The following is a 26,762-nucleotide window of genomic DNA, read 5'->3' as shown; positions in this document are numbered from 1 at the left end:
CATCGCCCGGCCCCGGCGGGCCATACCGTGCTGGTCGACCCGAGAGAGGAACCTGATGAGTGACGAGCCCGATCTGACCAATCTGGTCGACCTGGCAGCGGCCCGTTTCGGCGGCACGGTGGTAGCCGTCAACGACGAGTTCTTCGCGTTCGCGGAGCGGATGCTGCTGCCCGAGCCGCCGGTGGTCCGCCCGGGCGTGTTCACCGAACGGGGCCAGTGGACCGATGGCTGGGAGACCCGGCGCCGCCGGGACCTGCCCGGCGCCGACTGGGCCATCGTCCGCCTCGGTGCCCCCGGTATCGCGCGGGCGATCACCGTCGACACCACCCACTTCACCGGCAACGCCCCCGAGGCCGTCGAGATCCATGGGGCGACCCTCGCCGGCTACCCGTCCGCCGCGGAGGTCGCCGACCCCGCCGTTGCCTGGGTGGAGCTGGTGCCGCGCACCCTGATCGAGGCCGACACGGTGAACGTGCTGCCGGTCGCCGAGTCGGGCCGCAGCCACATCACCCACCTGCGCCTGACCATCCACCCGGATGGTGGGGTGGCCCGGCTGCGGGTGCATGGCACGGTCGTGCCGGACCCCCGCCTGCTCGACCGGGTCACCTCCGATCTCGCCGCCGCCTATCTGGGCGGTGTGGCGGTCGCCGCGAGCGACATGCATTACGGCGACCGGCACAACCTCAACGCCTCCGGTGAGGCGCGGGCGATGGGGGAGGGCTGGGAGACCCGCCGCCGGCGTGGCACCGGGCACGACTGGGCGGTGGTCCGGCTGGCCACCCAGGGCCTGATCGTGCGGGCCGAGGTCGACACCCGCCACTTCCGCGGCAACGCCCCGCGTGCCGTCGAGCTGTGGGCGGCCGACTGCCCGGACCTGCTTGACCCCGACGACGTCGGCACCATCGCCGACTGGTTCCCGGTGCTCCCGCGCACCCGGGTGCAGCCCAACACCCGGCACCTGTTCGACCTCGAGGAGCCGGTCCAGGCGACCCATGTGCGGGTCGACGCCATCCCGGACGGCGGCCTCGCCCGGCTGCGCATCACCGGCGCGCCCACGTTGCCAGGTCGGGAGGCGCTGGCGATCCGCTGGTTCGACGCGCTGTCACCGGATGCTGCCGTCGAGGAGCTGCTGGCCTGCTGCGGCTCGGAGGACTGGGCCCAGGCGGTGGTGGCCCGTCGCCCGTTCGGCACTCTCGCGGGGCTGCTGCCGGCCGCCGAGCAGGAATGGTGGGCGCTGACGGAGGCCGCCTGGCTGGAGGCGTTCACCGCGCACCCCCGCATCGGGGAACGGCCCGTCCGGACCCCCGCACCGCCGACCACCGCCCGGGCCTCGATCGTCTCCCTCGACGCCCCCCGACGGGAGCAGGCGGCGATGGACGAGGCCCCCGAGGAGATCCGACGCGCCTTCGCCGCCGGGAACGAGGAGTACGAGGAGCGGTTCGGCTACATCTTCCTGGTCCGCGCCGCCGGTCGCAGCGCCGAGGAGATGCTCGGCCTGCTCCAGCAGCGGCTGGCCAACGACCCGGCCGAGGAACTTCGGGTCGCCGCCGGCCAGCAGGCGGAGATCACCGCCCTGCGGATCCGCCATCTGATCACCGGCGCGTAGCCGACCTCCGGGTGCACCGCCCGCCCGGGGCGGTGCACCCTCCGATCGGGCCAGGCATCAGGAGGCACGCGCATGGGCCTGTCCACCCACGTCCTGGACACCGCAGCAGGTCGGCCGGCGGCCGGAATACCCGTTCGGCTGGAACGCGGGGAGCCCGGACGGGCCAGCTGGACCGTGGTCACCGAGGGCATCACCGACGGTGACGGCCGGATCGCGGGCCTGCCGCTCATCGCGCCCGGCCCATGGCGGCTGGTCTTCGACACCAGCGGGCGCTCGGCGTTCTTCCCCGAGGTGACCATCGCCTTCGTGGTCACCGATCCGGCCGAGCACCACCACGTCCCGTTGTTGCTCGCGCCGTTCGGGTATTCGACCTACCGCGGCAGCTGATCCTCACTGGCGCTGGTCCAGGTCACTCGCCGGTCGGGGTGAACTCGGGCTGGTCCAGCAGCCGCAGCCAGGAGCCGTCGGGCTGGCGGCGAACGACCTGGGCGCGGGCGCCGGCGCCGTCCTTCGGCGCGGTGGACGTCAGCGCGAGGTCGCCGCTGACCAGCGTCGGCAGCGGCTCCTCGGGCTCGAAATGCGGCGCGTGGGCGAGGACGGACTCCCATAGCTCGCGGATGGCCGCCCGCCCCGCCGTCCGGCTGCCCGGCGGGTAGGCCATCACCGCGTCCTGCTCGTAGAGGGCGGCGATTCCGGCGGCGTCCCCGGCGTTGGCACGCTCCACGAACAGCCGGGTGAGGTCCTCGGGGGTGCGGGCGATGATGGTGCCGGCCATGACGAATCCCTCCTGCGGATCGTGTCCTTCTGGCTGTGATCCAGCCTGTCGTCCGGGCAATGAGAAGTCCAACAGATGGTTCTTCTACTATCTAGAATCATCAGTTATGGAGCTGCGCCAGTTGGAGTACTTCGTTGCCGTGCAGAAGGATCGCGAAGTAGCTTTCCATCGGACAGATCTACATGCCTCTGACCTGCACATTCACGATTTCGAGTGACATAGATCACTTCTGACGTCGGTACGCTGATGTGCCCGCCCGGCGAGAACGCCGTCGCGTTCACCTCATCGGCGGCGTGACGGGCAGGCTTGCCGATCGGCGGGGGCGGCATTGGCGTGCAGGTGTTTCGCGAAGCGCGCCGAACATCTTGGGCCGCGTCGCATGATCTCGGGCCGTCCCCCTATCGGTGCTCACTCGGGGGGTCGCTGCGGGCGGAGGTCGGTTCGTGCTCCGCGTCCTGGGCGGCTGGCTAGCCATGCCGTGATGGTGCTGGTCCGCCAGCGTGGGCGGTCGGGTACCGATGCGTCGTCGGGCTCGGGTAGGCGTCTCTGGGTGCGGTAGCTGCGCAAGGTCGACGTTTTGATGCCGGCCATCTCGGCTATGCCGGCGTAGCCGATCAGCGGGTCGTCAACCACGGTGGAATACTAGCGTTCACCCCAACTTTGCAGCGCCACGCGCTATTGTTGTGGGTGTTGGCGGTGTCGGGTGAGTGGGCCAACACGCACCCGACACCTAGATCACCACCTGAGTAGACAGAGGTGACCTGTGTCTAGTATTCCGTCGTCCGGTCGTGGCTGGCGTGACCCCTACGAAGGTCGACCGTTCGTGACCCTGACGCACTCGGGAGACGGCCTGTACGACCTGACGATGATGCCGGGTGCTTCGCTGCGGGACCTCGTCGAGGTGACGGCGACCCTTCCGCCGGTCCTCTTCGTGGATCATCGGCGGGTGAATTCGGGGGACTCGGCGGACTCTGCGGTGGTTCTACAGTTCCGGGCTCTGCCGGACCTCGGATCCACGCTCGGTGGCATCTGATGGCGGCGGGATGGGTGCCGCGTGGAGTCCGGCCGGGGGCGGGTGCCTGGAACTCCTATCAGGAATCACTGCATTACATCCTGCTTGACGTCCCTGAGGGACCTTCCGGGACGCGACTTCGACGGTGTCTATTGCGCTGCGACCCTCGATCCATCGTCGTCCTGGCAGACATGATCCGTCAGGCGCGTAGCGGGCGTTGACTGTGGCTCGGGCGGCCGGTGACCTCGACTGGGTTACCGGCCGTTCGGCGTATCTGTGCTGCTTCAACAACGTGTAGGAAGTTTGCGATGATGGGGGCATAGAAGAAAACGGCCCGGGTCGGTGCGCGAACACCGAACTCCGGGCCTGAATCCCAACACCCGAGACAAGCGGGAGCGGAATCTATGTCCATCATTGCAGATGGTTCGGTGCGGGCGTCGGCTGAGGCGCTCGACAGGCTGATCGGCACGGTGTGTGAGGCGTTGCGGTTGGCAGCGTCGGAGTTGGAAGGCGGTCCGCTCGGTGGGGACCGGGAGAACCTGGTCCCGCGGGCGGCGGCGGGGGCGTTTCGTGACCTGGCCGCGCTGGTCGACGTGGTGATGACGACCAACAGCGTGATGGTTCTTGACCTGGTGAGGTACGGGCTGTTCGTGGCGTCGGACAGTGTGCGGTCGCTGTCTGGGGACCTGGACGGGCAGGGTCTGTGATGGCCGTGCACGCGGTGAGCGTGGTTCGCGACGATGTGACGACAGAGGATCGGGCGGCGCAACGGGCGGTGTTCCTGGCAGCGTGTCGGGTGCGTGGCTGGGAGGCTGGCCAGACGGAGCATCAGGGGTCCGGTGGTCCGGGCGCTTGGGCGGCTGCGCTGGTCCGCCTGGGGTCGGTGGGCGTGGGCCTGGTGGTCGTCGTCGACAGCATCGACCGGCTGGCGGATACCGAGAGTGATCGGGTGCGAGTGCTGGCGCTGCTGCGGCGGCGGGGCGTGCGGCTGCTGGCCGTGGCGGACGGGATCGACACCGGGGACCGGATCGGATATGACCTGGTCACGGACGTGATCACAGCTCCGGCGTGGCGGGGCGTGCGGACCGGCTGAGCGGAACGCGGCCGGTGTCCCCTGCCTGGGGGTCACCGGCCGCGCCTGGCGGTACGGGGGCACCGGAGGGTGCGTGGTCGTTCCAGGGTTCTCCGTTGCCCGTTCAGGTGCCGCTTTTAGCGGACCGGTGGGCATGTCAAGGGTCATCCGAAGGATGATCGCGTAGCGACGCATCGCGCCCTTGACGTGGTTGCCGGGCCGTTAAACGATGCGGCACCGCGGGAAAGGGAATCGTGGGTGAGGGGCCAGTGAGACTCGGGATGGTCCTGGCTGTGCCATGGAAAGGCTGAGTGCCGTAGGCGCCTATTCTGCATTTGTTCTTGGGGTCGGGCTGGGGGCTGACGCTCCGACGGGCCGACACTCCCGCGGGGCCGACGCTCCGGCGGGGTGCCGACCGAAGGGAGGCGGGGCCCCGCCGGGTGCGGCGAGTCCCGCGGGCGTGGCGCGCACGGCGTGTGCGGCAGGTCACAGCCGCGCGCCGTAGGCGCGCCTTGAAGAAGTACAGAAACTTTACGGCAGATCTTGGCGAGGAGGTCGGCGCTGGTCAGACGACTGCGGGGCCGGCGACTGCGCGGACGTGGTCGGCTAGTTCGGCTGCGCCGGGGTGTCCGTCGGCACGCAGTTGGCGGCACAGTTCCGCAAGCTCCGTGCCGACGATCGTGGATGGAATGGTCGTACTGCTGATTGCTCGGTGAGCGAGGGAAATGGCCTCGTCGGAGTCTCCAGCTCGCGCATGGGCAAGAGCAAGGGTGGCGCTGTACTCCAGAAGATCGCGGGCGACCTCGTCATCTACTTGTTCGACTGCGGAAACGAGATGGGGAATCGCCGCTCCAGGGTTCCCTAGGTCGGCGAGTGAAGATCCCGTGGCGTGTGCGACTGTATGCGGCCCGACCCAATACATATATGGCGGGTCGTCATCGGGCTTTGATTGTTCAATCTTGCCGTACGCGATATCGGAATAGGCGAGAGCCTGATCACGTTCCCCTGTTAGGCCATAGGCTCGGGTGAGTGACGCCGCAATAAGAGCGTGCTCTGTCGCAGTAAGGCGTCCACGCGCACCGGTACGTGCTGACCGGAGAAGGCTTATCGCTGTCTTCGGATCTCCAGTGGATCGGGCCTGATGTGCCATGCACCGGAGGATGTTGGCGGCGATGCTCGGGCTGTCCGCCTGATGCGCGGCGCGCAGACCCACTAGGTAGAAGCGTTGTGCGGTGTCGTTTTGTCCGCTGTCATAGCTGGTCCAGCCTGCCATGCGGGCGAGTTCGGCGGCGATGCCGTGGAGGGCCTGTCCGTCGGTCTCGGTGTAGCTGGCGTTTTTTAGGACGCGGACGACAAGCCGTAGCTGTTCGACGATCATGTTGTGGACAGCCTGTCCGCCGAGCTTGTCGTCGAGGCGGCGCAACGCGTCCGTGGTCGTGGTCAGGTCGGCGATCACGGAAGTGTCGGCGCGTCGTCCGTTGAGGGCGGCGGCGATGCGGGCGGGGTCGGCTACGAGCCATTCATGGGCGGCGGCTACGAGTGTGAGGCCGGTGAGTGCGCTGAACTCGCGGCGGTCGATGGTCCGGCGGTCGATGGCCGTCACCTCCTCCCATGCGCGGGACAGTCCGGGGTCTGCCCAAAGCTGGCGGACCCACTCATCGTCTGTCGCGGATGGGTCGGGAGGCAAGACACCAGGGGTAACCGCGGGGGCGCGGGTAGCTTCGCGGCTGCAAAAGCCCAGGTCGGTCCGGCTTGCGGCCATGACGTGGGTGTAGGCGGCTTGCCAGTCTTCGCCGGGGTAGGCCCACCCTCGCTCATGCCTCATGATCGTCTGATCGCTGGCGATCGGTGGGGTGAAGGAGACACTGACCCGGGGAATGGCGCGGATTTTGCGGGCGAGGGTGGCGCGGCTCCATCCCAGGGCGATGCGCGCGTCGGTAAGGCGCTGCGGTTCCCATCCGGGGTGACGGGCCCGGAGTGTGCTTGCGCGTTCCTGTTCGGCCTGGACGGATCGGGGCCGCGGGTTCGGGGGCATCGCTTCTCCGCTGGTGGGCATCGGCGTAAGAGCAGCGTAACCGTCCGGTGACATGTTTCGGTCGGGTTGGTCGCTGCCAGACATGAGGAAGCCCCTAACACTTTCCTAACCCGGCGGGTCGCGGTCGTCGTGGACGGGTCAGGAAAGTGTTGGGGCCACCCCACGGATGTCCTTACACATGGTGATGAGCCTGTGGCAGAAATGCGCTATTCGGTGCAGGCTTCTCTCATGGCCGCATGGCGAAGGTGTCAGCGGCCGATGTTCCTGCCCTACTCGCGGCCCGCAGCCGCCCCGATGCCTCTATGGGGGTTCGGGTGCGTCCCTTCGGCTGTGCAACCACCGCGGGTAGGGCAGCCTTTCAGTGATCGGGAGTGACGTGATGGATTTTCTGTCCTCGGCGGCGTTCGGCATGGTGCCGGCGGGCCAGTTGTTCGCCCGGGAGTTGCACGGTGCACATCGGGTGGGGTTGGGGGTGGAGCAGATTCCGACGCTGGTGGAGTCCTGCACCCTGTACACGGCGGCTTCGGACGTGTTGATGGTGCAGATGGCGGCGCAGGTCGCCCAGGTCCATCAGGTCATGTTCGGCGAGACGCTGCCGACCAAGGCGAAGCTCGACGGGGTCGACAAGCTGCTGGTCGGCTGGTCGTATCGGGGGTTGGAGCTGGGGCGAACCTGGGTGCGCCATCGCATGATCGGCCTGCGTGATCTCAGCGCCGACCAGGTCAAGGCGGTCGCGGCGGAGCACGACCAGCGCACCGCCCTGCTCAGGAAGGCATGGGCGACGGGGGCGCTGGATGAGTCGGTGCCGTTGCCGGCCTGACCATATGATCGGCCTGCCCGTCCACCCGTGAGCGCCCGAGGGGCGTGGACGGGCAGGCCCTCGACGGGCGGAGGAGTAATGCCCTGGCGGTCGAGTCCGCTAGCGCCGCGGTGCCAGTTCGGCCGGCAGGACAACACCGTGATGATCGTCTATCGCTACGCCGGTCGGGCCATGGTGCTCTCGCTGCCTGCCCCGATATGGGCTGGCCTCGTCGAAGCGGTGCAGGACCGCAGGCTGGATGGCCTCGGCGGCGAATGGCTCGCGTGGGCGCCGTCCGGTGGACGCGCCCAGATCGCCGACGGGTACGTACTCCTTGCCTACAAAGACCAGGACCACCCGGACGCCTGGTTGCCTCACTCTGTCTGGCAGCAGATCGTCGCCGTGGTCCGTGCCCATGCGATCGACTGCCTTCCCGTGATCGAGTCCGTCGCCCGCGAGGAAGCCGCGCTTCCTGCTCCGGGCGTCGGCCCATGAGATCGGTGGGTGTGCGCCGATTTCCGTGACCGCGTGTGCCGCGCGGCTGTGCTGGATGCCGCGTACCACGCCGACTGGCGGGCGATCAGGCCCACTGACCGGTGTGGGGGCGGCACCCTGACTCATCTGACCTGACCGACTGACCCTCAAGGAGCGCCATGTCGACCGCAACCATGCCCGCCACGGCCACCGTGCCGATCCGTTCGCTGTGGTTGGAGGTCACCGGCCGCTGCCAGCTCTCGTGCACGCACTGCTACGCGTCGTCGGGTCCGACCGGCGGCCACGGCGAGATGACCGCCGCGAACTGGCACATGGTGATCGACGACGCCGCCGCGCTCGGGGTGCGTTCGGTGCAGTTCATCGGCGGCGAGCCGACGCTGTATCCCGACCTGGATGTGCTGGTCGGTCACGCGCTGAGCCTCGGCCTGTCCGTCGAGGTGTACACGAACCTCCTGCACATCACCGATGATCTGTGGCGGGTCTTCGGACAGCCCGGTGTCCGCCTGGCCACGAGCTATTACAGCGCCACGCCAGACGAGCATGACCGGATCACCGGACGCACCGGTTCCTACGTCCGGACCCGGGCGAACATCATCGAAGCGCTACGCCGCGACATCCCGTTGCGCGTCGGTCTGATCGGCGACGGGGAAACCGCGGACCGGGCGCACTCGGCGCTGCTCGCGCTCGGCGTGACCGACATCCGCCGCGACGAGGTCCGCGCCTTCGGCCGCGCGGCCGGCGGTGACGCCACGGAGGGACCATGCGGGGCGTGCGGGCTCGGCCGCGCGGCGATCCTGCCGGACGGGTCGATCACGCCGTGCGTGATGAGCCGTGACCTCGTCGGCGGCAACGTCCGGGACACCCCGCTGTCGGTCCTGGTGGCTGAGGAGGCGTGGCGGACCGCGGTGGAGGCGGTGCCGAGACCTCTGGGGGTCGCGAAGCCGTGCAATCCGGATAACGACACCCCGCAGTGCCTGCCCGCCAACCCCGAGCCTGATCCGAACATCGCATGACTGAGTGGCAGACTCACGCGCGTGCCTTGGCCGGTGAGGTCACGCATCCCGGTTCCCGGTGGTATTCGCAGGTCGCCGACACACCGAGGCACGTGTTCGTGCCCGCTTGGTGGAGGTGGAGCGACGGCGGATGGTCGCTGTGTCGCGGGCCGCTCGCGGATGCCTACGCGAACGAGTCGCTTGTCACTCGGATCGGGACCCTTCATGCTGATCATGCGACCGAGGATGATCGTCCCGAGGGTCGGTCGACGTCGTCCTCGACGCATCCGGGCCTGGTCGTGACCATGTACCGGTACGCGCACCTCGCCGACGGTCTCGACGTCGCCGATGTCGGCACCGGCTCCGGGTACGGCGCGGCTTTGCTTGCCAGACGCTACGGCGGCGATCATGTCACGACCCTGGACATTGATCCTTACCTGGCCGAGGCCGCCACACATCGACTTTCCGGCCTTGGGCTGCACCCGACTGCGGTGACGGTCGACGCCACGGGCCCGTTGCCGGGCTCGTACGACCGGATCGTGTCCATGGTGTCAGTGCCGAGCATCCCGCCAAGCTGGCTGGCCGCGCTACGCCCCGGCGGCCGGCTGGTCACCGTCATCACCGGGACGTGGATGATCCTCACGGCGACGAAGACACCGAAGGGAATCATCGGTCAGGTGGAACGGGACCTGGCGGCGTTCATGGGAGTGCGCAACGGCCCCGACTACCCGCGGGCTCCGGTAGACGTCGAGCAGCTCACCGACCGGGAGGGCGAACAGGTCGGGACCGGCCGTTATCCGGTCGTCGACGTCGCCAACGCCTGGGAACTGTCCACACTGCTTACCCTGGTGGTCCCGGGCGTGCGCCACGACTACCAGCGCGGGACCGACGGCCAACACACCGCGATCATCCATCACCCCGACGGATCGTGGGCACGCGCTACCGCGACCGGCACCGAACCGCCGATGGTCCATCAGGGTGGGCCGCGACGGCTATGGGAGGTGCTCGACACGGTCCGCGATGACTGGCTGCGGCGAGGCTGGTCACCCGTGCTCGGTGCCCGCGCGGTCGTGCGGGAGGACGGCTCCGTGCGGCTCAGTAACGGCGACTGGCGGGCAACGATCCCCGCTGTGAGCTGGTCCCACGGGGACGGCGGGTAACGGCGACAAGGTGAAGCCTGCGGCGGGCGAAGGGGTCACTTCCCCGCCGCATATGGAGGGCACCCCGGCCGCAACGTCCACCCGGGCAGGGTGCTCCTCCTGCCAGTGCTGCCGCTGTACGGCCGCTGGCAGCCCCGGGCCGGTAGCCGCCCCCCGACTATCGGCCCGGGGCCTCCCCTGCCCACGTTCCCGACGGACGGCAGAGAATACGAAAGAGACCGCTATTCGCCATCTCGGCCCAGATGGATATTCGATTCCCGCGAGGCAACCGCTGCCACGGACACCGCGACGGCTTACAGGTATCGGCCGATGACGATCCCTACGGCGCCCCACGGGATGGCGGCCATGAGGATGATGAGGGTGAGGCGATGCCAGGAAATGTGAACGTCGTCGCCGAGGTGCATTACGGCTGCCTTTCGTGAAGGGTCCTAGTTTCGAGGTGAGACGGTAGGGCAGGGCGTTTGGTAGGGGGTGTGGGGGAGAATGTGGCGCCATTCGTCGGGGGTGAGTTGGCCGGTGGGGGTGGCGCAGGTGCGTTGGTAAAGGCTCTCGGGGGTGATGTTCCAGATGCGGGCGGTGCTGTCGTCGCCCGCGGTGATGAGGTGGGTGCCGTCTCGGGTGAAGATGAGATCTTCGATTGCCGCCGTGTGTGCGTGGAGGGTTGCGGATGGCGTGACGTTGTGGGGGTTGGTGATGTTCCAGAGGCGGACGGTGCCGGTGTCGTCGCCTGCGGAAAGCAGGGTGCCGGCGGGGTTGAACGCGACGGCGTCGGCCATGCCCTGAAGTCGGATGGTGAATGAGCCGGTGCCTTGAGTGATGTCAGGGGTGGTGTTGTCGGGCGGGTGCAGGGTGGTGAGGGCTGCGGGGTTGGCGGGGTCGTGGATGTCCCAGAGAGACATGGTGCCGTCGAAGTTGCTGGTGGCCAGGGTCCGGCCGTCGGCGGTGATGGCGAGGTTGGTGGGGATGACGGTGGGTGTGATGCGGCCGATGGGTGTGGGGGTGGCGGGGTTGCTGAGGTCCCAAAGCCGGATGGCGCTGTCACCCCCGACGGTGATCACGGTGTTGGTGTGCGGGATGAATGCGGCGGTGAAGGCGGTGGTATGGGCGTGGATGGTGGCGAGGGTGGTGAGGTGGGCGGGGTCGGTGATGTCGAGGACGAGTAGCTGGCCGTTGCTGGCGCTGACAACCAAACGCGGGCCGGTGGGGTCGAAAAGAACGGCGATCGGCCGTGCGGTGAGGGTGTAGGTGCCGGCGTCGGTGGGCGCGGCCGGATCGTGGATGTTCCACAGGTGCAGTGTTTGATCTTCTGAGCCTGTCGTGGCGAGGGTTCCGGCGGCGTTGATGGAAATGGCGGTGACGGCGGCGGCGTGGGGCAGTGTCGCGACGGGCACCGGATGATCCGGATCGCGGATCGACCAGAGGCGGGCGGTGTGGTCCTTGCTGCTGGTGGCGAGGGTCTGCCCGTCGGGGGTGAGCGCGACGGTGGTGACGGGTCCGGCGTGGGCGGTCTCGGCGGTGGCGGGGAGACGCCCGGCGGTGGCGCTGATCAGCGCGGGGGTGCTGTTCGTGGGGTCGAGGTGCCAGGCGGCGACGGCGAGACGCGCAGCGAGTGCGGGATCGGTGGTGGTGCTGGCGGCGGCGGTGAGGGTGCGTGCGGCGGTGATGCGCTGGTCGGCGGTAAGGGTTCGTGTCGGGTGTCGGATCAGCGTGACCGCTACGACGGTCGCGGCCACGGCCACGGCGGCGACGGTGACGGCGGCGATGGCGATCGTGCGCGGTCGGCGGGCTCGGGGTCGTGGTAGCAGGGGCGGTGCGACCGGCGCGGGTGGTCCTGGCCAGGGGTGTGGGGGTTGGGTGTCGGGTATCCAGCTCGTGGCGGTCGTTCCGCTGCGGGTGGGGGTGCTGGGGATGGGCGCGGGTCCGGTGAGCTGCTGGTACAGCTCCGCCGCGGTGGGCCGTGCGGCGGGGGTTTTCGCCATGGCGGCGGTGACGGCGGACCGCAGCGGCTCGTGGAGGCGGTGCAGGTGGTCTGGCTGCTGGTGGCAGATGCGGTGGGGCAGCGTGGCGGCGGGTTCGGGTGGGAACGGCGGGTGTCTGGTGGCGGCGAACAGCAGGACGGCCCCCCATGCCCAGATGTCCATGGCGGGGCTGGGCGTGCCCGTGGTGAACGCTTCGGGCGCCATGTACTCGGGGGTGCCGGCCTGCTGGGTATGGATCACGGTCATGTCATGGGCGGTGGCGATCCCGAAGTCGATGACACGGGCACCGGTCGGCCCCATGAGGACGTTGCCGGGCTTCAGATCGCGGTGCACGACCCCCACACTGTGGATCATGGTGAGGGCGGTGGCGATGGTGATCGCGAGCTGGTCGAGGTCGGCGCCGGTCAGGGGCTGGTGGCGTACGGCCTGGCTGAGGGTGGGGCCGGAGACGTAGTCGGTGACCAGATATGGCGGGTGGCCGTCGGGGTCGGCGTCGCGCACGGCGGCGGTGCAGAACCGCGGGACCCGCCTGGCGGCGGCGACCTCGCGGCGAAACCGGTTCCGGAACGTCGGGTCTTCGGCCATCTCGGGGCGGATCACTTTGACGGCGACCGGTGCGCCAGTGGGGTCAGTGGCGAGGTAGACCATGCCCATGCCGCCGGCGCCGATCCGTCCGCGCAGCGTGTACGGGCCGATCGCGATCGGGTCACCGACGCCCAGGGGGGCGACCGCGGGCGGGCTGGTCATGGCCGGTTGGCGGCGGCCGGCTCCACGGACGTGACCGGCTCGGCGACCGGATGTGGGCGTGGGCGGTAGCTGTCGGCGGGTGGCGGCGGTGGCAACTGCGACGGGTGATGGTGCTGGGGATCGGTGTGGGTGCGTCCCTCGCGGCGGGCTATCTGCTGGTCCAGCTCCATCGCGAGGGCGAGCGTGAGGGGTTCCAGCTCGCGGCGGCTGAACCAGTCGGCGGAAATGCCGAGATGGTGGGCGGCGGCCTCCTTGCGGGCCGTGATGCCTCTGACCCGCCCGGGGGGTCCGGGCACGAGATCGAGCATCGAGGCGGCGGCGTCCGCGCGGGTGCCTTGCAGCGCATCGACCGCAGTGACGATCATTTTGTGGGCGGTGCTGGCCCTCTGGTGGTCGCTGGCCTTGCCGTTCGGTGGGCAGAGCAGATCGAGCAGGGGTCGAAGCTCCGCGCTGAGGGCTAGATCGGCTGCGTGGGGAACGCCGCGTTTGTAGGCGATGTCCAACCAGGCACACAACGTGCCGACGTGATCCTTTGCGGCCATCGCGATCGTCCTTCCTGCCGCCACGGCCGGCTCGGCTGCCCGTCGCGTGGGGCGCGCGACGGCTGCGGCGGGGTGCTCCGGGTGGGGTCCGGGTCTAGTCCGGGTTTGCTCCGTCGCCACATAGTCACCCGTGACGGGATGCTCACAGTACGGATGGTCGAGGTGTTGAGTCGCGGTTGTGCCGGCGAGTCCGGGTGTACTCCGTGTCCACTCCGAGTGGGCTCCGGCTCTGGCGCTCCGTGCAGTCCGGTTCCAGTCCGGGTGTACTCCGGCTGGGCGCGTCGTGTACGCCGTGTCAGGCAACGGGTAATTCCGCGATATCTCCGGCTGTGGACCGGATCGGCAGGCAGTACGGCGGGCAATGTGATGGGTGCCGGAGCGATTCCCGGCGCTTTCCAATCCCTGACCCTGGGAGTTTGCCGTGCCTACCTACTATGTGCGCCGCCGCCGCTGGTTTTCCTGGTTCCTGCGGACGGTGCTGTTCTTCTGGGCGCTGTACCTCGGCCTGACGGCGTTCACCTACTTCGCGACGACGATCGTCCCGGTTCTCGTGGTGACGGGCATCGTCGGCGTGGTCGCCTGGCTGGTGAGGGCGGCGTTTCGTGCGTGACGAGACCGCCCGGCGACGCGCGGGGGCACTGCTGGCCCTGGCGTTTCTCATGTGGCTGGCGGTGCTGGTTTCCACGACGGTCGGAATGGCCGTTCTCTTCGATGTTCTTGACCGGCATTTGGACCCTTCGGCACCGGTGTCGTGTGCGACGTCCGGCACCCGGCCGGTGATGTTCGGACCCTTGCGTCCGTGCGGGCCGGAAACCCTTCAAACGATAAGGACTTAGACGATGCGTAGCTTCCCGGTGAACACGGCCCTGGTGACCGCTGTGGCCGTCTCGGAATCCGTTCCCGACACCGACATGGACGGCAAGGCGAAAGCGAACCGTGACGGTGAGCCGCTGCACGTGGTGCAGGTCGTCGTGACCTACGAGGAAACCGTCAGCCTGATCAAGGTCAAGGTGGCTGGGAAGGCGCCGAAGGTGACCGTCGGCGCGCCGGTGGAGCTGGTGGGCCTGGTGGGGCTGCTGTGGGCGATGGCGGGCCGCCACGGCATCGCCTGGTCCGCACAGGACATCCGGATCCGCCCGGCCGCGCCGAACACGCCCCTGCCCCCGGCTCCGGCCCCGACGAAGAACTAGATCACCGGCGGCCCGGTGCCGTCTGCTCCGGCCGGTGACGGTGCGGGACGGGCGGCACCGGGTGTGGGGGTGGTGGTGCCGTGACCTCGCACCACCCCCTTCTTCTGTTTCTGAGGTCGGGAGGGACAGCCCGTCATGGCCGTCTTGAAGATCAGCAAGGGCCGTATGCGGCCCGACGAGTTCCGCCTTGCCCTGCGGCCATCGATACCGGAACTGCTGGTCAAACATGTCGGCCGGTATGTGTGGGGGTGGCGGCGGGAGGCCGTCACCGTCCTGGCGGCGGGCTGGCTGTTCGGGCGGGCGGTGGTGCTGGCCGGTCCGACCGGGGCCCGCTGGCTGCTCGTCGCCCTGGCCCTCGTCGTCGCGGTCGTCGGGCGGCTACGCCGTCCGGTGCTGGGCTGGTTGGCCGGTGGACGGCTGCGACGTAGGTGGGCGGCCGGGTGCCGGGCCTGCGGCCTGGAAACCCCGTCGCGGTGGGGCGGACGGGCGCCGCGGGTGCGCCGGGCACGCCGTGGCCCGGCGGGCTGGCACCTGTGGATCACCCTGACCCCCGGGCAAAGCGTCGATGACCTCTCTCAGGCGTCGGCGCGGTTGACCGCGACCCTGAAACTCCGCGAACTACGGATCACCCCGGACCTGTCCCGCGCGGACCGGGTCGCGCTGGTCCTCGTACGCCGCGAAGTCCTCGGCCGGGCAATCCGGGCGGACCTGCTGCCCCCGGGTGATCCGGGGGACCTGGACCGGCTGCCGGTCGGCGCCAAGGAGGACGGCACGGCCTGGCTGTTGCCGCTGCGCGGTTCCCATGTGCTGGTGGCCGGCGCCACCGGGGCCGGCAAAGGCTCGGTGTTGTGGTCGATCGTTCGAGCGCTCGCCCCGGCGATACGCGCGGGACTCGTCGAGATCTGGGCGGTCGACCCGAAAGGCGGCATGGAACTCGCCTTCGGCGAACCCCTCTTTGAACGCTTCGCGGTCGACACCGAAGAAATCAACGATCTTCTCTCGGATGCGGTCCGGACGATGAACCGGCGCACCGGGCGACTCCGCGGGGTTTCCCGGCTCCACACACCCTCACCCGGTGACCCGTTGATCGTCGTCATCGTCGACGAAATCGCCTCGCTCACCGCCTACGTGGCGGACGCGGAAAAGAAGAAGCAGATCGGCGCGAACCTGTCGCTGCTGCTCAGTCAGGGACGTGCCCCCGGTGTGGTGCTCGTCGGGGCGATCCAGGACCCCCGTAAGGACGTGTTGCCGCTGCGGGATCTGTTCCCGGTCCGCGTGGCACTGCGGATGACCGAACGTTCCCAAGCCGACATGGTCCTGGGCGCGGGTGCGCACGACCGGGGCGCGGCATGCGAACGCATCCCCGTGAGCCTGCCGGGTGTCGGCTATGTCCTCGTCGACGGCGACCCCACCCCGGTAAGAGTCCGTGCCGGCTGGCAGACCGACGACGACATCCGCGCCATGGCCACCCGCCACCGCCCGCCCACCACACCACCCCCGACCAGCACGCCACCCGCGCCGACCCCGGCATCTCCTCCGGTGGGTGGTTGGGTTCCGACCGTGCCGGCGGCACCGGCCCCGCCCGAGCCGCCCATGCGGCGGGCTCCGCGACCAGCACACCCCGGGCCGGAAAACCACTGGCCGGGCGACGACGGCCCGACCGTTCCTCTGCGCGGCTGGCCGCTGCCCCCACCCCCCGCGCTGCCTCCCGATCCCCGCCGGCCCGAGCTGCCGCCGCTGCCACCGCCGGTGCACCTCGACGACGGAAGTCCGGCGGCGGAAGCGGCTTGGCGGCATTGGGAAGACCTCTTCCGCGGCTGACCACGGACCGCCCCTTTCCTTTCTTCTCTTCCTCTGTTCGCGCCGAGCCGGCCGACGTGCCCTCGGGCGCTGAACCCTGCCCCGCGAGGAACCCACAGTGAACGAGAACGCAACTCCTGACGGACAGGGGGTGGCGGGTGGCTGCTCGTCGCCGATCCGCCTGGCAGGTCATACGGATCATGTGGACCGGGAGACCGGGCGGACCCGGCGGGCGTACTCCTCGGCGGGACTCCCCGGCGGCGTCGTGCACCTGCGGTGTAACAACCGGCGGGAATCGGTGTGCCCGACCTGCTCGCAGACCTACAAGCGTGACGCCAGGCGGGTCGTGCTGACCGGCCTGACCGGCGGCGACGGACTACCCGACTCGGTCGGCGGCCATCCGGCGCTGTTTGTCACCCTGACGGCTCCCTCGTTCGGTCCGGTGCACTCCCGCAGATCACGCGGCAAAGGCGGTGAGGCGCGGGCGTGCCGGCCCCGGCGGGGACTATGCCCCCACGGACGTCCCGCGGGCTGCCACGCCCGACACGGCGACGGTGACCGGCAGCTCGGGCAGGCGCTGTGCGCGGACTGTTTCGACTACACCGGCGCCGTCCTCTGGAACGCGATGTTGCCGAGCCTGTGGAAAGCCACCCGCGACCGGTTGGAATCCGCGGTGGCGGCGGCCTCGGGACGGTCGGTGGCCGCGCTGCGCCGTGAACTGCGGGTCACGTTCGCCAAGGCCGCGGAAATGCAGGCTCGCGGGCTGGTGCACCTGCACATCGTGATCCGTGTCGATGGGCGCGGCGCAACCCCGGACGAGGTCGTGGCGCCCCCGGCGTGGGCCTCGGTGGACCTGATCGCGGACTGCCTGCGCAACGTCCTGGGAGACGTGACCGTGCCCGCACCACATCCGACCGCGCCCGCGGGAATGGCGGTGCGATGGGGCGAGCAGGTCGATATCCGGGCCATCGGCGTGGACGGGCCGGACGACGGCGGACGGGTCGCGAACTACCTCGCGAAATATCTGACCAAAAGCGTGACCGGCTCCGGCCAGCTCGACCGGCCGGTACGCAGTCTGGAACACCTCGCCCGGCTCGCTCTCGACCCCCACGCCCGGCGCATGGTCGAAACCTGCTGGCAGCTCGGCGCGGACGAAACGTACGCGGCGGCGCTCGACGACGCGGCCGGACGTGCCCCGGGACGGCTCCCAGGTCTGATCCGCTGGTCCCACAGCTACGGCTTTGGCGGCCACTGGATCACCAAAAGCAGGAAGTACAGCACAACGTTCGGGGCGCTGCGGGGCGCTCGGAGGACGTTCGCGCGCACCGTCGCAGCTATCGCCTCCGGGCGCGGGCTCCTCGACGCGTTCGGACGCCCGGACGGCGACCCGCGCACCATCGCCGTCGGATCATGGACCTACGCCGGACGGGGCAGGACGGCCGATGACCATCCGCCCGGCGGTCTGTCTCCTGAGGGACCACCGGGGGGCACCGGTAGCAGTGAGGGCGACGGGCCGGCCGGCAGATGACCGGGGATGTTCCTTTGCCGTTCGGGGACTGGGACCCAGACGGCGGCCAGAGCACACCTGCCGCCGCAGTCGCCGTGCCAGAGGCAATGGGTGCCGTAGGCGCCGATGAGCCTGTGAACTTGGTGCTGTCCGTACCTGACTGTGTGGCTGTCAGCGTGCCCACGGTGGGGGTGGGCGGGCGGGCCACCTCCGTCCCGGTGGTGGCTTCCAGGGCCGAACCGCCGTCGACGAACGACAACTGGTCGGGTGGTCGACGGCTGTCCGCGGATGCGGTTGCCTGGGGGCTGGACCAGGCCGCGAAGGCTCCTGCCTGGTCGACGGAGAAACGGCGGCGGGTGGCGGCGTTACTCGGCCTGGTCCTGGCGGACTAGTCGCGCCAGACCAGTTCCAGTAGATCAGGATTGAACGGCCTTCCGCCCTTGCCCGCGGGGTGCACGATGACGGCGTGAAGGTGCTCGGAGATGATCGCGCGCTGATGTGCGAGGGTGTAGTTGTCCCACTCGGCCTGAATGTCCGCCGGGTGGGAACGGGCCTTGGCGGTGGCTACCTGGTAGGTGTTGCGGTCGGCGAGTAGCTCGCGTTCCTGCGAGCGAAGGTCCGACAGCACCCGGAAGTAATCTTGCGGCTCGATTTGACGCGGGCGGGCTGTCCATGCCGCGTTCGTCTCCTCGATGGTGGCCCGGACGTCGTCCAACTCGGCGTTTCGCCCCCACGGGGCGACGTCGGCGACGGCCTGCGCGGTCTCCAGCTCGATTTTCGCGAAGACGGCGCCAAGGACATGGTCTTCGGTCAAGGGTCCGTTGCGCGCGATTCCTCCGCATCCACCGTTGCTGACGCTCTTGCACTGATAGGTGTATGACTTGCGGGTTCCGGCGGGCGGGCTGCATCGCATGCCCCCGCCGCACCGGGCGCACCGCAGGATCGACGTAAGCAGATAGCGGCGGGCGTTGTGCCCTGCGTCACCGTTCGTGCGATCCCCGATGATGGCGATCAACGCTTCCCATTCTTCCACGGTGATGATCGGTTCCCACTGACCCACCACAGGCACGGTGATCACCTTGCCGTCCTGGCGGATCCGCCGGGTGACCACTTCCATCCGCTCGGATACCTGGCCGTGCATGTTCGGTGTTTGGACACCCCGGCCGCGTAGGCCACATATCCGCGGGTTCCGCAAGATCTTCATCAGCGTTGCCTTGCGCCAACGGACCCCTCGGGCAGTCAGGAAACCGGCGTCGTTCCATTCCCGGATGATCGCGGTGACCGGCACACCTGCCAAGATCCTTCGGACGGCGGCCTGGAGCGGCTCGGCCTCGGCGGGCCTCAAGGTGCGCTTGTCGTCATTCCAGCCGTACGGGCGCCGTGAACCCACCGGTACGCCCCGTTCGGCCTGCTGGCGGTGTGCTCGCTTGACCCGCCGTGACGTGTCCTGGCTCGCCTTGTTCGCGGAGACCGCCTGTGCGCGGGCGTTCGCCCGGCCATGATCGGTCGTCAGATCCACACCAGGGCCCACGATCGGACGGCCGTACAGCTCCACAACCTCGATCGCGTCTTCCAGATCGCGCAGGTCTCGGGTCAACCGATCCAAGTCATAGACCACGGCGCCGTCAATTACCCCGGCGCGTAGATCGGCAAGCATCCTGGTGTAATCCGGCCGGATCACCCGCAGGACCATCCGGCCATCCGGCTGCACGATCCGCTTCTTGCGCCACGCGCTCTTCTTGTCCTCGTAAACCTCCACAACCTCGCCACCGAACTCTTCGGCGTAGTCGTGGCCGTCTTCGTCTTGGCGCTCTAGCGCGTCGTCACCCCCGGTGAGCAGGGAATACCGCCGATACAGACCTAGCTTCAGTCCATCCAACTTTGTCATATAAAAAGACTACTTCGCGTGCCTTCTCCGTCGCGGAGGAGGCGAACTTCACCCGCGCCGCCCAGCGAGTGCACATCAGCCAGTCGGGGGTCAGCGCCCAGATTCGTCAGCTCGAACACGAGCTCGGCGCCGCCCTCCTCGACCGGTCCGGCCGCACGGCGAGCCTGACCGCCGCCGGCGCGGCCGCCCTCGACCACGCCCGTGCCGCGCTCGCCGCCACGGCCGCCGTGCGCGAGGCGGTCGACCAGGTCCAGGGCCTGGTCCGGGGCCGCATCGACGTCGGCATGGTGGCGTCCTGCACGGTCGAGCCGTTCTTCGCCGCCCTCGCCGGGTTTCACCACGAGTACCCCGCCGTCGAGATCACCCTCGCCGAGGACACGTCCGACCGGCTGCGGGACCGGGTCCGCGCCGGCGCGCTGGAACTGGCCCTCGTCGGGATCTCCGCCGCCGACGCCGCCGAGCCGCGGCTCCTGCCGGTGCTCGGCGAGCCGCTGATCGCCGCGGTGGCGCCGACCCATCCGCTGGCCGACCGTCCCCGGGTGACTCTCGCGGAGCTGGCCCCCCACCCCCTGGTCTGCCTGCCCACCGGCACCGGCATCCGGGCCGTGTTCGACCAGGCGTGCGCCGCGGCGCACCTGCACCCGCAGGTGCGCCTGCAGGCCGCCGCCCCGCGGGCCGTCGCCGACCTCGCGGCGCGCGGCCTCGGTGTCGCCATCCTGTCGGCGTCGATGACCGCCGAGCACGGCGACCGGCTGCGCGCCCTCCCGATCGAGGACGTCACGACGCCCGCGCTGCTCGCCCTCGTCTGGGCGGGTGGCCCCCACCCCGCCCTGCCGGAACTGCTCCGCCACTGCCGGCAGGCGTTCGCCGCGGCGGCTGCGCCCGACGACGTCACCGGCTGATGGCCGTGTGTCCGGCTGCTGAGCGCGAAGCGGCCATCATGTCTACGGTTGATCGACGCCGGGGACAGGATCGTCCGCCGCCGCGTTACGACGTCACGGGATGACAGCGCATATAGAGGCCCGGAAATGCGGATAAATCGAATTAAAAGGTGCGCCCCGGGTCGTGACGCTCGGTGAGCGCTCGCGGAAACGGGCTGGGCGTCGGCGCGTCGAGGCTTTCATCGGGCCAGGTCTGCAAGCAGCTCCGCCGCGGACAGGGCGCGGGCGCCGATGCCCGCGCACTCCTCGATGCCCCGCGGGTAGATGCCAGAGATGGCGTCGGCGACGACGATCGGCTGGAAGTCCCGCTCGCTGGCCTCGTAGACCGTCATCCGCGGGCAGTTGGGGAAGTTCGCCCCGACGACGGCCACCGCCTCGACGCCGCGGGCGCGCAACCAGGCGTCGAGACCGGTGCCGAAAAACGCACCCCACCTGGGTTTGTACAGCACCCGTTCGGAGGTCCCGACGGGCTGGAACCGGCCGGCCAGAAGCGCGGCGTGGTCCAGCGTGAACGGCGGACGCGGGTGCAGCTCGGCGCGGAGCTGGCTGCCGGGTGTGCCCGGCCGGACGAGCGGCTCACCGGAGCGCAGCAGCGGGCGGCGGCACGCCTCCGCGTTGGATCCGTCCGCCTGGTACAGGCGCACGACGTGCACGATCGGCAACCCGGCGGCGCGGAATCCCGCGACAACGCTCGCCATGGTCGGGACCAGTTCGTCGGTTCCGGCGATGGCGTGTGGCGAGCAGGGCAGACTGAAGTCGTTCTGGACGTCGATCGTGAGCAGGGCCCAACGGTTCACCCGGCCATCGTCGACCGCGGTCCGCCGCCGCGTCCAGGCACCAGAACCACTGGCGATCAGAAGCGGCGGTCATGACCCGCGGTCGATCGACGGCGGGCGAGAGCGTCGTCCGCCGCTGCGTTACGGCGTCTCGGGATGGGCGCGGGACGGTTCGGCCAGCGGCCAGCCGCCGGCCGCCAGTCGGGCGCTGACCCGGGCGATGTCGTCCTCCCGGGGCAGTTCGTCGGTGACCGCGAGGATCACGCCGCGGATCGCGAGCCCTGACGCGGGGTCGTCGCCGGCACTGAGCGTTTCGGCGATCCGGTCGACCTCCTCCGCGGTCAGCTTGCGCTGCAACAGGGCGAACAGCGGGAGGTAGTCGTGCTCGGGAACGCCCTCAGGGTAGCCGGCCCGCAGCCAGTCGATGATGGCGGCGAGGAACGGGGGGAGCGACCTGCTTGTCATAGTCCTGCCTCGTTCAGGTTCCTGCGACGACGGAGTAGATGCCCCAGCCGATGCCGGCCAGCACGATCGCGAAGCACAGCGCGCCGGCGGCGATGCCCACCGGGTTCGTTCCGATGATCCGGTCGTCGGCTGTCACGGTCGTGGTCGCCTCGCCGCCGCCGCGGCCGGGCAGGCTCACGGCGCGCAGGCCCACCGCGAACAGCGCCGGCAGCCCGGCGCCGGCCAGCAGCCCGATGACCACGATCTTCCACAGTGCGTCCAGGTCGATCCAGGAGTTCATGCCACTTCTCTCCTCGCTCCTCGCCGTCGCCGTCCGCCGCCCACGCGGTTCAGGCGGTTCAGGCGGCGAGCTTCTTCTGGTCGTCGGCCGGGGCGAGGGAGCCCTCCCACTCGGCGTTGACGTTGTGGTGGCTGACCGGCGACCTGCGGGCCTGCAGGTACAGCGCTCCGGCGGCGAGCACCAGGATCGCGAAGACGACTACCACGCCGGCCGTTCCGCCGATGCCGTTGGCGATGCCGTAGCAGGCGGCGCCGACCAGGCCGGCGGACGGCAGGGTCAGCAGCCACGCGGTCGCCATCCGGCCGGCCACCCCCCAGCGCACCTCGGCGTCGCGCTTGCCGAGACCGGTGCCGAGGATCGAGCCGGTGGCCACGTGCGTGGTGGACAGCGAGTACCCGAAGTGGCTGGACAGCAGGATCGTCGCCGCCGATGAGGACTCGGCGGCCATGCCCTGCGGCGAGTCGATCTCGACGAGGCCCTTGCCCAGGGTGCGGATGACCCGCCAACCGCCGAGGTAGGTGCCGGCGCTGATAGCGATCGCGCAGGTCAGGATCACCCAGAACGGTGCCTGGTCGCCGGAGTTCAGCGTGCCGTTCGCGACCAGGGCGAGGGTGATGACACCCATCGTCTTCTGCGCGTCGTTCGTTCCGTGGGCAAGGGACACCAGGGACGCGGAGCCGATCTGGCCGATGCGGAACCCGTGGCTGCGTGTCCCCTTGGGCACACCTCGGCTGATTCGGTAGATGAGATAGGTGCCCAGCGTTGCGATCAGCCCCGCGATGACGGGCGAGAGACCGGCCGGAATAATGACTTTCGAGACCACGCCGTGCCATTTCACCGCATGCCCGCCGGCGGCCGCGATGGTCGATCCGATGACGCCGCCGATGAGCGCGTGCGATGAACTGGAAGGTATCCCGAAGAACCAGGTAAGCAAATTCCAGGTGATGCCGCCGACCAGTCCGGCAAAGACCACCGTGAGAGTCACCAGATGGGTGTCTACCAGCCCACTTGCGATCGTGGCGGCTACGCTCAGCGACAGGAAGGCTCCGACGAGATTCAGGGCGCCGGAGATCGCCACGGCGATCTTTGGTGGCAGCGCGCCCGTCGCGATCGACGTCGCCATCGCGTTGCCGGTGTCATGAAATCCATTGGTAAAGTCGAAGGCCAGCGCGGTAATGACTACCAGGACAAGGACTCCGTCGTTCACACGGTCTGTTGTAACCGCACTCGGTCGGGATGTCGACCCTTGAACAGCCTGCTGATGGTCGCATCGCCTGTTGTTAAACTCTATTAACCTGCTGTTCGAGAAGGTGGGGGTGGTCGTTCGGTTTACGAGCCAACCGGTGCCGCTCGGCCGCTGAGGCGGCCGACCAGGTCGCGCCGCAGGCCGGCCGCCGCGAGGTTGTCGTCGTCAAGCAGACCGGCGTCCAGCGCCCGCAGGACGTGGCCGGCCAGGGCCCGGCCGGTGGCCGGTTCGTCGACAATCGTGCCGGACTGGTGGGCGGTGGCATACGCGGCAAGTCGGGCGATCGCGTCATCGAGTCCGGTCAGCAGGCAGCCGGCGACCGCCGCGTGCCGGCTCACGAGCTGGCCGGGATGAAGGTCCCAGCCCTGGTAGAGACCGCGGTGCCAGGCTCGGCGGATCAGCTCGGCGTGCCGTCGCCACGCTTGGTGAACGTCCGCGCCGCCAGTGCCCGGTTGTTCGGTCGCGTCGATCGGAAGCAGGTTCGAGGAGCCGTCGGCGACCTGGATGCCGGTTCCGGCCGCCACGAGCTGCATCAGGGCCGTCGCGTACTCCACCGCCGGATGATCGCTGGCCTGGTCGGCGGCGCTGATCCCGAGAGCGGCGGAGTAGTCGTACGTGCCGACGTGCAGGCCGACGAGCCGGCCGGGGCCGAGCGTCAGGCCGACGCGGACCAGCTCCGGCAGGGCGAGGACGGCAGCGGGCGTCTCGACCTGCACCTCGATGCCAATCGGCGGGAGGTGCAGGCGCTGCTCCAGCTCGGTGACGATCGCGTCGAACACGCGCAGTTGCGCCGGATCGCTGACCTTCGGCAACGTCAGCACCAGCCCGGGCGGCACGCCGCCACCGGTGGCGAGGGTGGTGGCGAGGGTGGTGAGGAACAGGTCGAGGCTGCGCAGCCCACGGACGCGCACGGTCGGATCGAGCGACTTCGGCCGCAGTCCGTAACGAGTGGGCAGCGTGCCGGCGCCGGCCGCGGCGAGAACCGCCTCGGCCGCGCGCACGGCGTCGGCGTCCTCGGTCTCGTCCGGGCGCGAGCCGTAGCCGTCCTCCAGGTCGACGCGCAGATCCTGGATCGGCTCGGTGGCCAGTGCCCGCAGGACGTGCGCGTGGACAGCCGCGGCCCGGTCGGGCGCCGGGTCGCCGCCGGTCGCCGCGGCCAGCCGCGCCGGGTCGCCGCCGTGGGCGGCCAGCAGCTCGCCGGCCCGGGCGGCCCAGGCCGGCACGAGGTCCGGCCGCATCCGGTCGGCCGGCAGATAGCAGGTGTGGACCGGCTGGCGGCCGGTGCCGGTGCCCGGGTGACGGGCGGCGAGAGCGGCGTCGACGGGGTCGAGCGGCGCGCTCAGCCGGGCAACGACCTCGGGCGGCAGCGTCGGGGCGGCTGGCGGTGTCGGCATGCGGCGGCAGCGTAGCCGATCAGGCGAGCGGAGGGGTGGCGTCGCCGGGCAGCCGTGGGCGCAGGGCGACGAAGGCGTTCGCCGCAGGTGAGGCCGCCGCCGGCGCGGGGCGCACCGATCGGGGGGGTCGATGCGCGGCGCCGACGGCGGCTGTCGGTGGGGGCGAGGTCCGGCTCCCCGACGCCAGACGGACCGTCGCCGGATCCATGAATTCCGGCTGGTCAGGCCCGTAATGCCCAATTGCGTCGTGCCAAAACCCCCCGCGTGGACAGCCTACGGGGACGAGCCGTCGCGGATGGCGAAGGGTCTCGAATCCGTCAGGGCGCGGGCGTCGTCGGCGGGCAGCCAGCTCGCGGCGACTCCGTCCAGGGCGATGGCGACCATGTCGTCGAAGGTCAGGGCTGGATCATCGGTATTGGGGGTGGCCAGCAGCCCGGCGGCGCGCATGGCCGGGAACGGGTGGTCGGCGAGCGCCGGGAAGGCGTTCGCTATCCGGATGTTGGAGTTCGGGCAGACCGTCAGTCCGCCATCCCGGGTGCGTTCCCGCGGCCGGACATGTCCGTCATCGTCGCGTGCCGGCCGGGCTCGCCGTCGCGGTGGTGGACGGGTCCACGCCGGCGTCGTCGAACGCCCGCTGGATGCCGCCGGCCAGGACGCGATGTCGGTCGAGCATCGCCGGCAGGTCGGGATGCGCCGACCGGCCGTCCTCGACGACGAGGCGACCGGCGACCACGGTGTGCCGCGCGGCCACCGGCCCGCAGCGCAGCCAGGCGTCGATCGGGTCGGACAGCGCCCCGGCGAACGCCACCCCGTCCAGCGGCCAGACGACCAGGTCACCGGCAGACCCGACGGACAGCTCGCCGATCTCGCCGACCCGGCCGAGGCAGCCCGCGCCGCCCCGGGTGGCCATCTCCAGCGCGTCGCGGGCCGACATCGACGCGGCGCCGTGCCGCAGCCGGCCGAGCAGCATCGCGGTGCGCGACTCCAGCCACAGTGACGCCGAGTCCGCCGAGGACGACCCGTCGCAGCCGAGCCCGACCGGGACGCCGGCGGCGCGCATCTCGGCGACCGGCGCGAGCCCACCGCCGAGGATCATGTTGCTGCTCGGGCAGTGCGCCACCCCGGTGCCCCAGGCACCGAGCCGGGCCACCTCCTGCGGGTTCGGGCAGATGCAGTGCGCCACCCAGGCCCGGTCGCCGGCCCAGCCGACCTCGGCGAACTGGTCGATCGGCCGGCGGCCGAAGGTGGCCAGGCAGTACTCGTCCTCCTCGGGGTCCTCGGCGAGATGGGTGTGCAGGCGCACGTCGAGCCGCTCGGCGAGCTCGGCGGTGGCCCGCATCAGCTCGGGGCTGACGGAGAACGGCGAGCATGGCGCCAGCGCCAGGCGCACCATCGCCCCCCAGGACGGGTCGTGATGACGTTCCACCAGGCGCTGCGACTCGGCGAGGATCTCGTCGTCGTCCTGGACCACCGAATCCGGTGGCAGCCCGCCGTCCTTCACCGACCGTGACATCGAGCCCCGGGTCGGATGGAACCGCATCCCCAGCTCCCGCGCCGCCGCGATCTCCGCCGAGATCAGGTCGCCGCCGCCGCGCGGATGCACGTACAGATGGTCGGTGCTGGTCGTGCACCCGCCGAGGGCCAGTTCCGTCAGCCCGACGTACGCCGAGACGTGCACCGCCTCCTCATCGAGCCGCGACCACAACGGGTAGAGCGTCGACAGCCAGGTGAACAGGGTGCCGCCGAGGGCGGGCGCGAAGGCCCGGGTGAGGTTCTGGTAGATGTGGTGATGGGTGTTGACCAGACCGGGCGTGACGAGGGCGCCGTCGGCGCGCAGCACCCGGCTGGCGGGCGGCGGCAGCTCGCCCGGGCCGCCGATCGCGCTGACCAGGCCATCGGTCACCGCGACCCAGCCGCCGCGGATCTCCCGGCGGTCGGCGTCGACGGTGGCGACCAGTTCGGCGCCCACGACGAGCAGATCGGCGGTGACGGGAGCGGCGATGCGGCGAGCGGTGGCGGGTGCCGGACCGGGAGATGGCGTGGTCATGACGGCCGATTCTG

At 70.0% G+C, this 26,762-nt stretch carries 27 protein-coding genes; 15 read left to right on the top strand and 12 right to left on the bottom strand.

The genetic code is table 11. The annotated features are described in order from the left end of the window. Nucleotides 1–55 precede the first annotated feature (55 nt). Together MXD60_RS02025 and uraH are read left to right on the top strand one after the other, a co-directional pair. Nucleotides 56–1,606, top strand: coding sequence for an allantoicase (locus MXD60_RS02025; RefSeq protein WP_248817069.1), 1,551 nt, complete (start codon nucleotides 56–58; stop codon nucleotides 1,604–1,606). 72 nt (nucleotides 1,607–1,678) lie between these two features. After that, entirely contained in the window at nucleotides 1,679–1,993 is a 315-nt protein-coding gene (gene uraH, locus MXD60_RS02020; protein WP_248817068.1) for a hydroxyisourate hydrolase, read from the top strand. Nucleotides 1,994–2,015: 22 nt separating this feature from the next. Here the strand turns inward: uraH and MXD60_RS02015 are convergent, their stop codons facing one another. After that, on the bottom strand, nucleotides 2,016–2,381 hold the full coding sequence (locus tag MXD60_RS02015) for a YybH family protein (protein ID WP_248817066.1): 366 nt from the start codon (nucleotides 2,379–2,381) through the stop codon (nucleotides 2,016–2,018). A gap of 823 nt (nucleotides 2,382–3,204) precedes the next feature. Here MXD60_RS02015 and MXD60_RS02010 point away from each other — a divergent pair. From MXD60_RS02010 to MXD60_RS02000, 3 genes are all read left to right on the top strand, one after another. Further along, the gene (locus tag MXD60_RS02010) at nucleotides 3,205–3,414 is read left to right on the top strand and encodes a hypothetical protein (protein WP_248817064.1); all 210 of its coding nucleotides are present in this window, start codon (nucleotides 3,205–3,207) and stop codon (nucleotides 3,412–3,414) included. Between the two features lie 383 nt (nucleotides 3,415–3,797). After that, complete coding sequence (locus MXD60_RS02005) at nucleotides 3,798–4,100, top strand: hypothetical protein (RefSeq protein WP_248817063.1); 303 nt, start codon at nucleotides 3,798–3,800, stop codon at nucleotides 4,098–4,100. Then, a complete protein-coding gene (locus MXD60_RS02000) occupies nucleotides 4,100–4,486 on the top strand; it encodes a recombinase family protein (protein ID WP_248817061.1) in 387 nt (128 codons plus the stop codon). The genes MXD60_RS02005 and MXD60_RS02000 overlap by 1 nt, the downstream gene beginning before the upstream one ends. A 544-nt stretch (nucleotides 4,487–5,030) precedes the next feature. Here MXD60_RS02000 and MXD60_RS01995 read toward each other — a convergent pair. Further along, nucleotides 5,031–6,500, bottom strand: a complete 1,470-nt coding sequence (locus MXD60_RS01995; RefSeq protein ID WP_518467188.1) for an NsdA family TPR-like regulatory protein — start codon at nucleotides 6,498–6,500, stop codon at nucleotides 5,031–5,033. A gap of 379 nt (nucleotides 6,501–6,879) precedes the next feature. Here MXD60_RS01995 and MXD60_RS01990 point away from each other — a divergent pair, with 379 nt between their 5' ends. The 4 genes from MXD60_RS01990 (at nucleotide 6,880) to MXD60_RS01975 (ending at nucleotide 9,946) form a co-directional block, all read left to right on the top strand. Beyond that, nucleotides 6,880–7,320: a hypothetical protein gene (locus tag MXD60_RS01990; protein ID WP_248817059.1), complete on the top strand. Its 441-nt coding sequence runs from the start codon at nucleotides 6,880–6,882 to the stop codon at nucleotides 7,318–7,320. Nucleotides 7,321–7,458: 138 nt separating this feature from the next. Continuing rightward, the gene (locus MXD60_RS01985; protein ID WP_248817058.1) at nucleotides 7,459–7,794 is read left to right on the top strand and encodes a hypothetical protein; all 336 of its coding nucleotides are present in this window, start codon (nucleotides 7,459–7,461) and stop codon (nucleotides 7,792–7,794) included. A 158-nt stretch (nucleotides 7,795–7,952) separates the two neighbouring features. After that, the gene (locus tag MXD60_RS01980) at nucleotides 7,953–8,807 is read left to right on the top strand and encodes a radical SAM/SPASM domain-containing protein (protein ID WP_248817057.1); all 855 of its coding nucleotides are present in this window, start codon (nucleotides 7,953–7,955) and stop codon (nucleotides 8,805–8,807) included. After that, nucleotides 8,804–9,946 (top strand): methyltransferase domain-containing protein, encoded by a 1,143-nt coding sequence (locus MXD60_RS01975; protein ID WP_283097609.1) that lies wholly within the window; start codon nucleotides 8,804–8,806, stop codon nucleotides 9,944–9,946. The genes MXD60_RS01980 and MXD60_RS01975 overlap by 4 nt, the downstream gene beginning before the upstream one ends. A 428-nt stretch (nucleotides 9,947–10,374) precedes the next feature. Here the strand turns inward: MXD60_RS01975 and MXD60_RS28460 are convergent, their stop codons facing one another. Both MXD60_RS28460 and MXD60_RS01950 read right to left on the bottom strand, forming a co-directional pair. After that, complete coding sequence (locus MXD60_RS28460) at nucleotides 10,375–12,672, bottom strand: serine/threonine-protein kinase (RefSeq protein ID WP_283097608.1); 2,298 nt, start codon at nucleotides 12,670–12,672, stop codon at nucleotides 10,375–10,377. Then, nucleotides 12,669–13,214, bottom strand: a complete 546-nt coding sequence (locus tag MXD60_RS01950; protein ID WP_248817056.1) for a hypothetical protein — start codon at nucleotides 13,212–13,214, stop codon at nucleotides 12,669–12,671. Before MXD60_RS01950 ends, MXD60_RS28460 begins: the two co-directional genes overlap by 4 nt. Before the next feature lie 421 nt (nucleotides 13,215–13,635). Here MXD60_RS01950 and MXD60_RS01945 point away from each other — a divergent pair, with 421 nt between their 5' ends. The 5 genes from MXD60_RS01945 (at nucleotide 13,636) to MXD60_RS01925 (ending at nucleotide 18,103) form a co-directional block, all read left to right on the top strand. Beyond that, nucleotides 13,636–13,824 carry a hypothetical protein gene (locus tag MXD60_RS01945; RefSeq protein WP_248817055.1) on the top strand — a complete coding sequence of 63 codons (189 nt, stop codon included), beginning with the start codon at nucleotides 13,636–13,638 and terminating at the stop codon, nucleotides 13,822–13,824. Between the two features lie 229 nt (nucleotides 13,825–14,053). After that, complete coding sequence (locus MXD60_RS01940; RefSeq protein ID WP_248817053.1) at nucleotides 14,054–14,404, top strand: hypothetical protein; 351 nt, start codon at nucleotides 14,054–14,056, stop codon at nucleotides 14,402–14,404. 135 nt (nucleotides 14,405–14,539) lie between these two features. Further along, a complete protein-coding gene (locus tag MXD60_RS01935) occupies nucleotides 14,540–16,225 on the top strand; it encodes an FtsK/SpoIIIE domain-containing protein (protein WP_248817052.1) in 1,686 nt (561 codons plus the stop codon). A gap of 97 nt (nucleotides 16,226–16,322) precedes the next feature. Continuing rightward, a complete protein-coding gene (locus MXD60_RS01930; RefSeq protein WP_248817051.1) occupies nucleotides 16,323–17,732 on the top strand; it encodes a replication initiator in 1,410 nt (469 codons plus the stop codon). Nucleotides 17,733–17,887: 155 nt separating this feature from the next. After that, nucleotides 17,888–18,103 (top strand): hypothetical protein, encoded by a 216-nt coding sequence (locus MXD60_RS01925; protein ID WP_248817050.1) that lies wholly within the window; start codon nucleotides 17,888–17,890, stop codon nucleotides 18,101–18,103. Here the strand turns inward: MXD60_RS01925 and MXD60_RS01920 are convergent. Then, a complete protein-coding gene (locus tag MXD60_RS01920) occupies nucleotides 18,100–19,599 on the bottom strand; it encodes a recombinase family protein (RefSeq protein WP_248817049.1) in 1,500 nt (499 codons plus the stop codon). The two genes, MXD60_RS01925 and MXD60_RS01920, sit on opposite strands and share 4 nt — an antisense overlap. On the opposite strand from MXD60_RS01920, the gene MXD60_RS01915 reads away from it, so the two are divergent. Beyond that, complete coding sequence (locus MXD60_RS01915) at nucleotides 19,593–20,501, top strand: LysR family transcriptional regulator (RefSeq protein WP_248817048.1); 909 nt, start codon at nucleotides 19,593–19,595, stop codon at nucleotides 20,499–20,501. The genes MXD60_RS01920 and MXD60_RS01915 overlap by 7 nt on opposite strands. A gap of 218 nt (nucleotides 20,502–20,719) precedes the next feature. Here the strand turns inward: MXD60_RS01915 and MXD60_RS01910 are convergent, their stop codons facing one another. From MXD60_RS01910 to MXD60_RS01875, 7 genes are all read right to left on the bottom strand, one after another. Further along, complete coding sequence (locus MXD60_RS01910) at nucleotides 20,720–21,337, bottom strand: cysteine hydrolase family protein (protein ID WP_248817047.1); 618 nt, start codon at nucleotides 21,335–21,337, stop codon at nucleotides 20,720–20,722. 120 nt (nucleotides 21,338–21,457) lie between these two features. Then, a complete protein-coding gene (locus tag MXD60_RS01905; RefSeq protein WP_248817046.1) occupies nucleotides 21,458–21,781 on the bottom strand; it encodes a DUF3349 domain-containing protein in 324 nt (107 codons plus the stop codon). 13 nt (nucleotides 21,782–21,794) lie between these two features. Continuing rightward, nucleotides 21,795–22,061: a hypothetical protein gene (locus tag MXD60_RS01900; protein ID WP_248817044.1), complete on the bottom strand. Its 267-nt coding sequence runs from the start codon at nucleotides 22,059–22,061 to the stop codon at nucleotides 21,795–21,797. A gap of 58 nt (nucleotides 22,062–22,119) precedes the next feature. After that, complete coding sequence (locus MXD60_RS01895) at nucleotides 22,120–23,268, bottom strand: inorganic phosphate transporter (RefSeq protein WP_248817043.1); 1,149 nt, start codon at nucleotides 23,266–23,268, stop codon at nucleotides 22,120–22,122. Between the two features lie 122 nt (nucleotides 23,269–23,390). Then, nucleotides 23,391–24,701: a DUF6986 family protein gene (locus MXD60_RS01890; protein WP_248817041.1), complete on the bottom strand. Its 1,311-nt coding sequence runs from the start codon at nucleotides 24,699–24,701 to the stop codon at nucleotides 23,391–23,393. 273 nt (nucleotides 24,702–24,974) lie between these two features. Next, complete coding sequence (locus MXD60_RS01885; RefSeq protein ID WP_248817128.1) at nucleotides 24,975–25,148, bottom strand: hypothetical protein; 174 nt, start codon at nucleotides 25,146–25,148, stop codon at nucleotides 24,975–24,977. Nucleotides 25,149–25,263: 115 nt separating this feature from the next. Continuing rightward, nucleotides 25,264–26,748, bottom strand: a complete 1,485-nt coding sequence (locus MXD60_RS01875) for an 8-oxoguanine deaminase (RefSeq protein ID WP_248817040.1) — start codon at nucleotides 26,746–26,748, stop codon at nucleotides 25,264–25,266. Between the last annotated feature and the right edge of the window lie 14 nt (nucleotides 26,749–26,762).

It is taken from the genome of Frankia sp. AgB32, assembly GCF_023243045.1.
Taxonomy (GTDB): domain Bacteria; phylum Actinomycetota; class Actinomycetes; order Frankiales; family Frankiaceae; genus Frankia.
The sequence above is the reverse complement of the archived record's forward strand: the minus strand, read 5'-3'. Positions and strand labels throughout refer to the sequence as shown.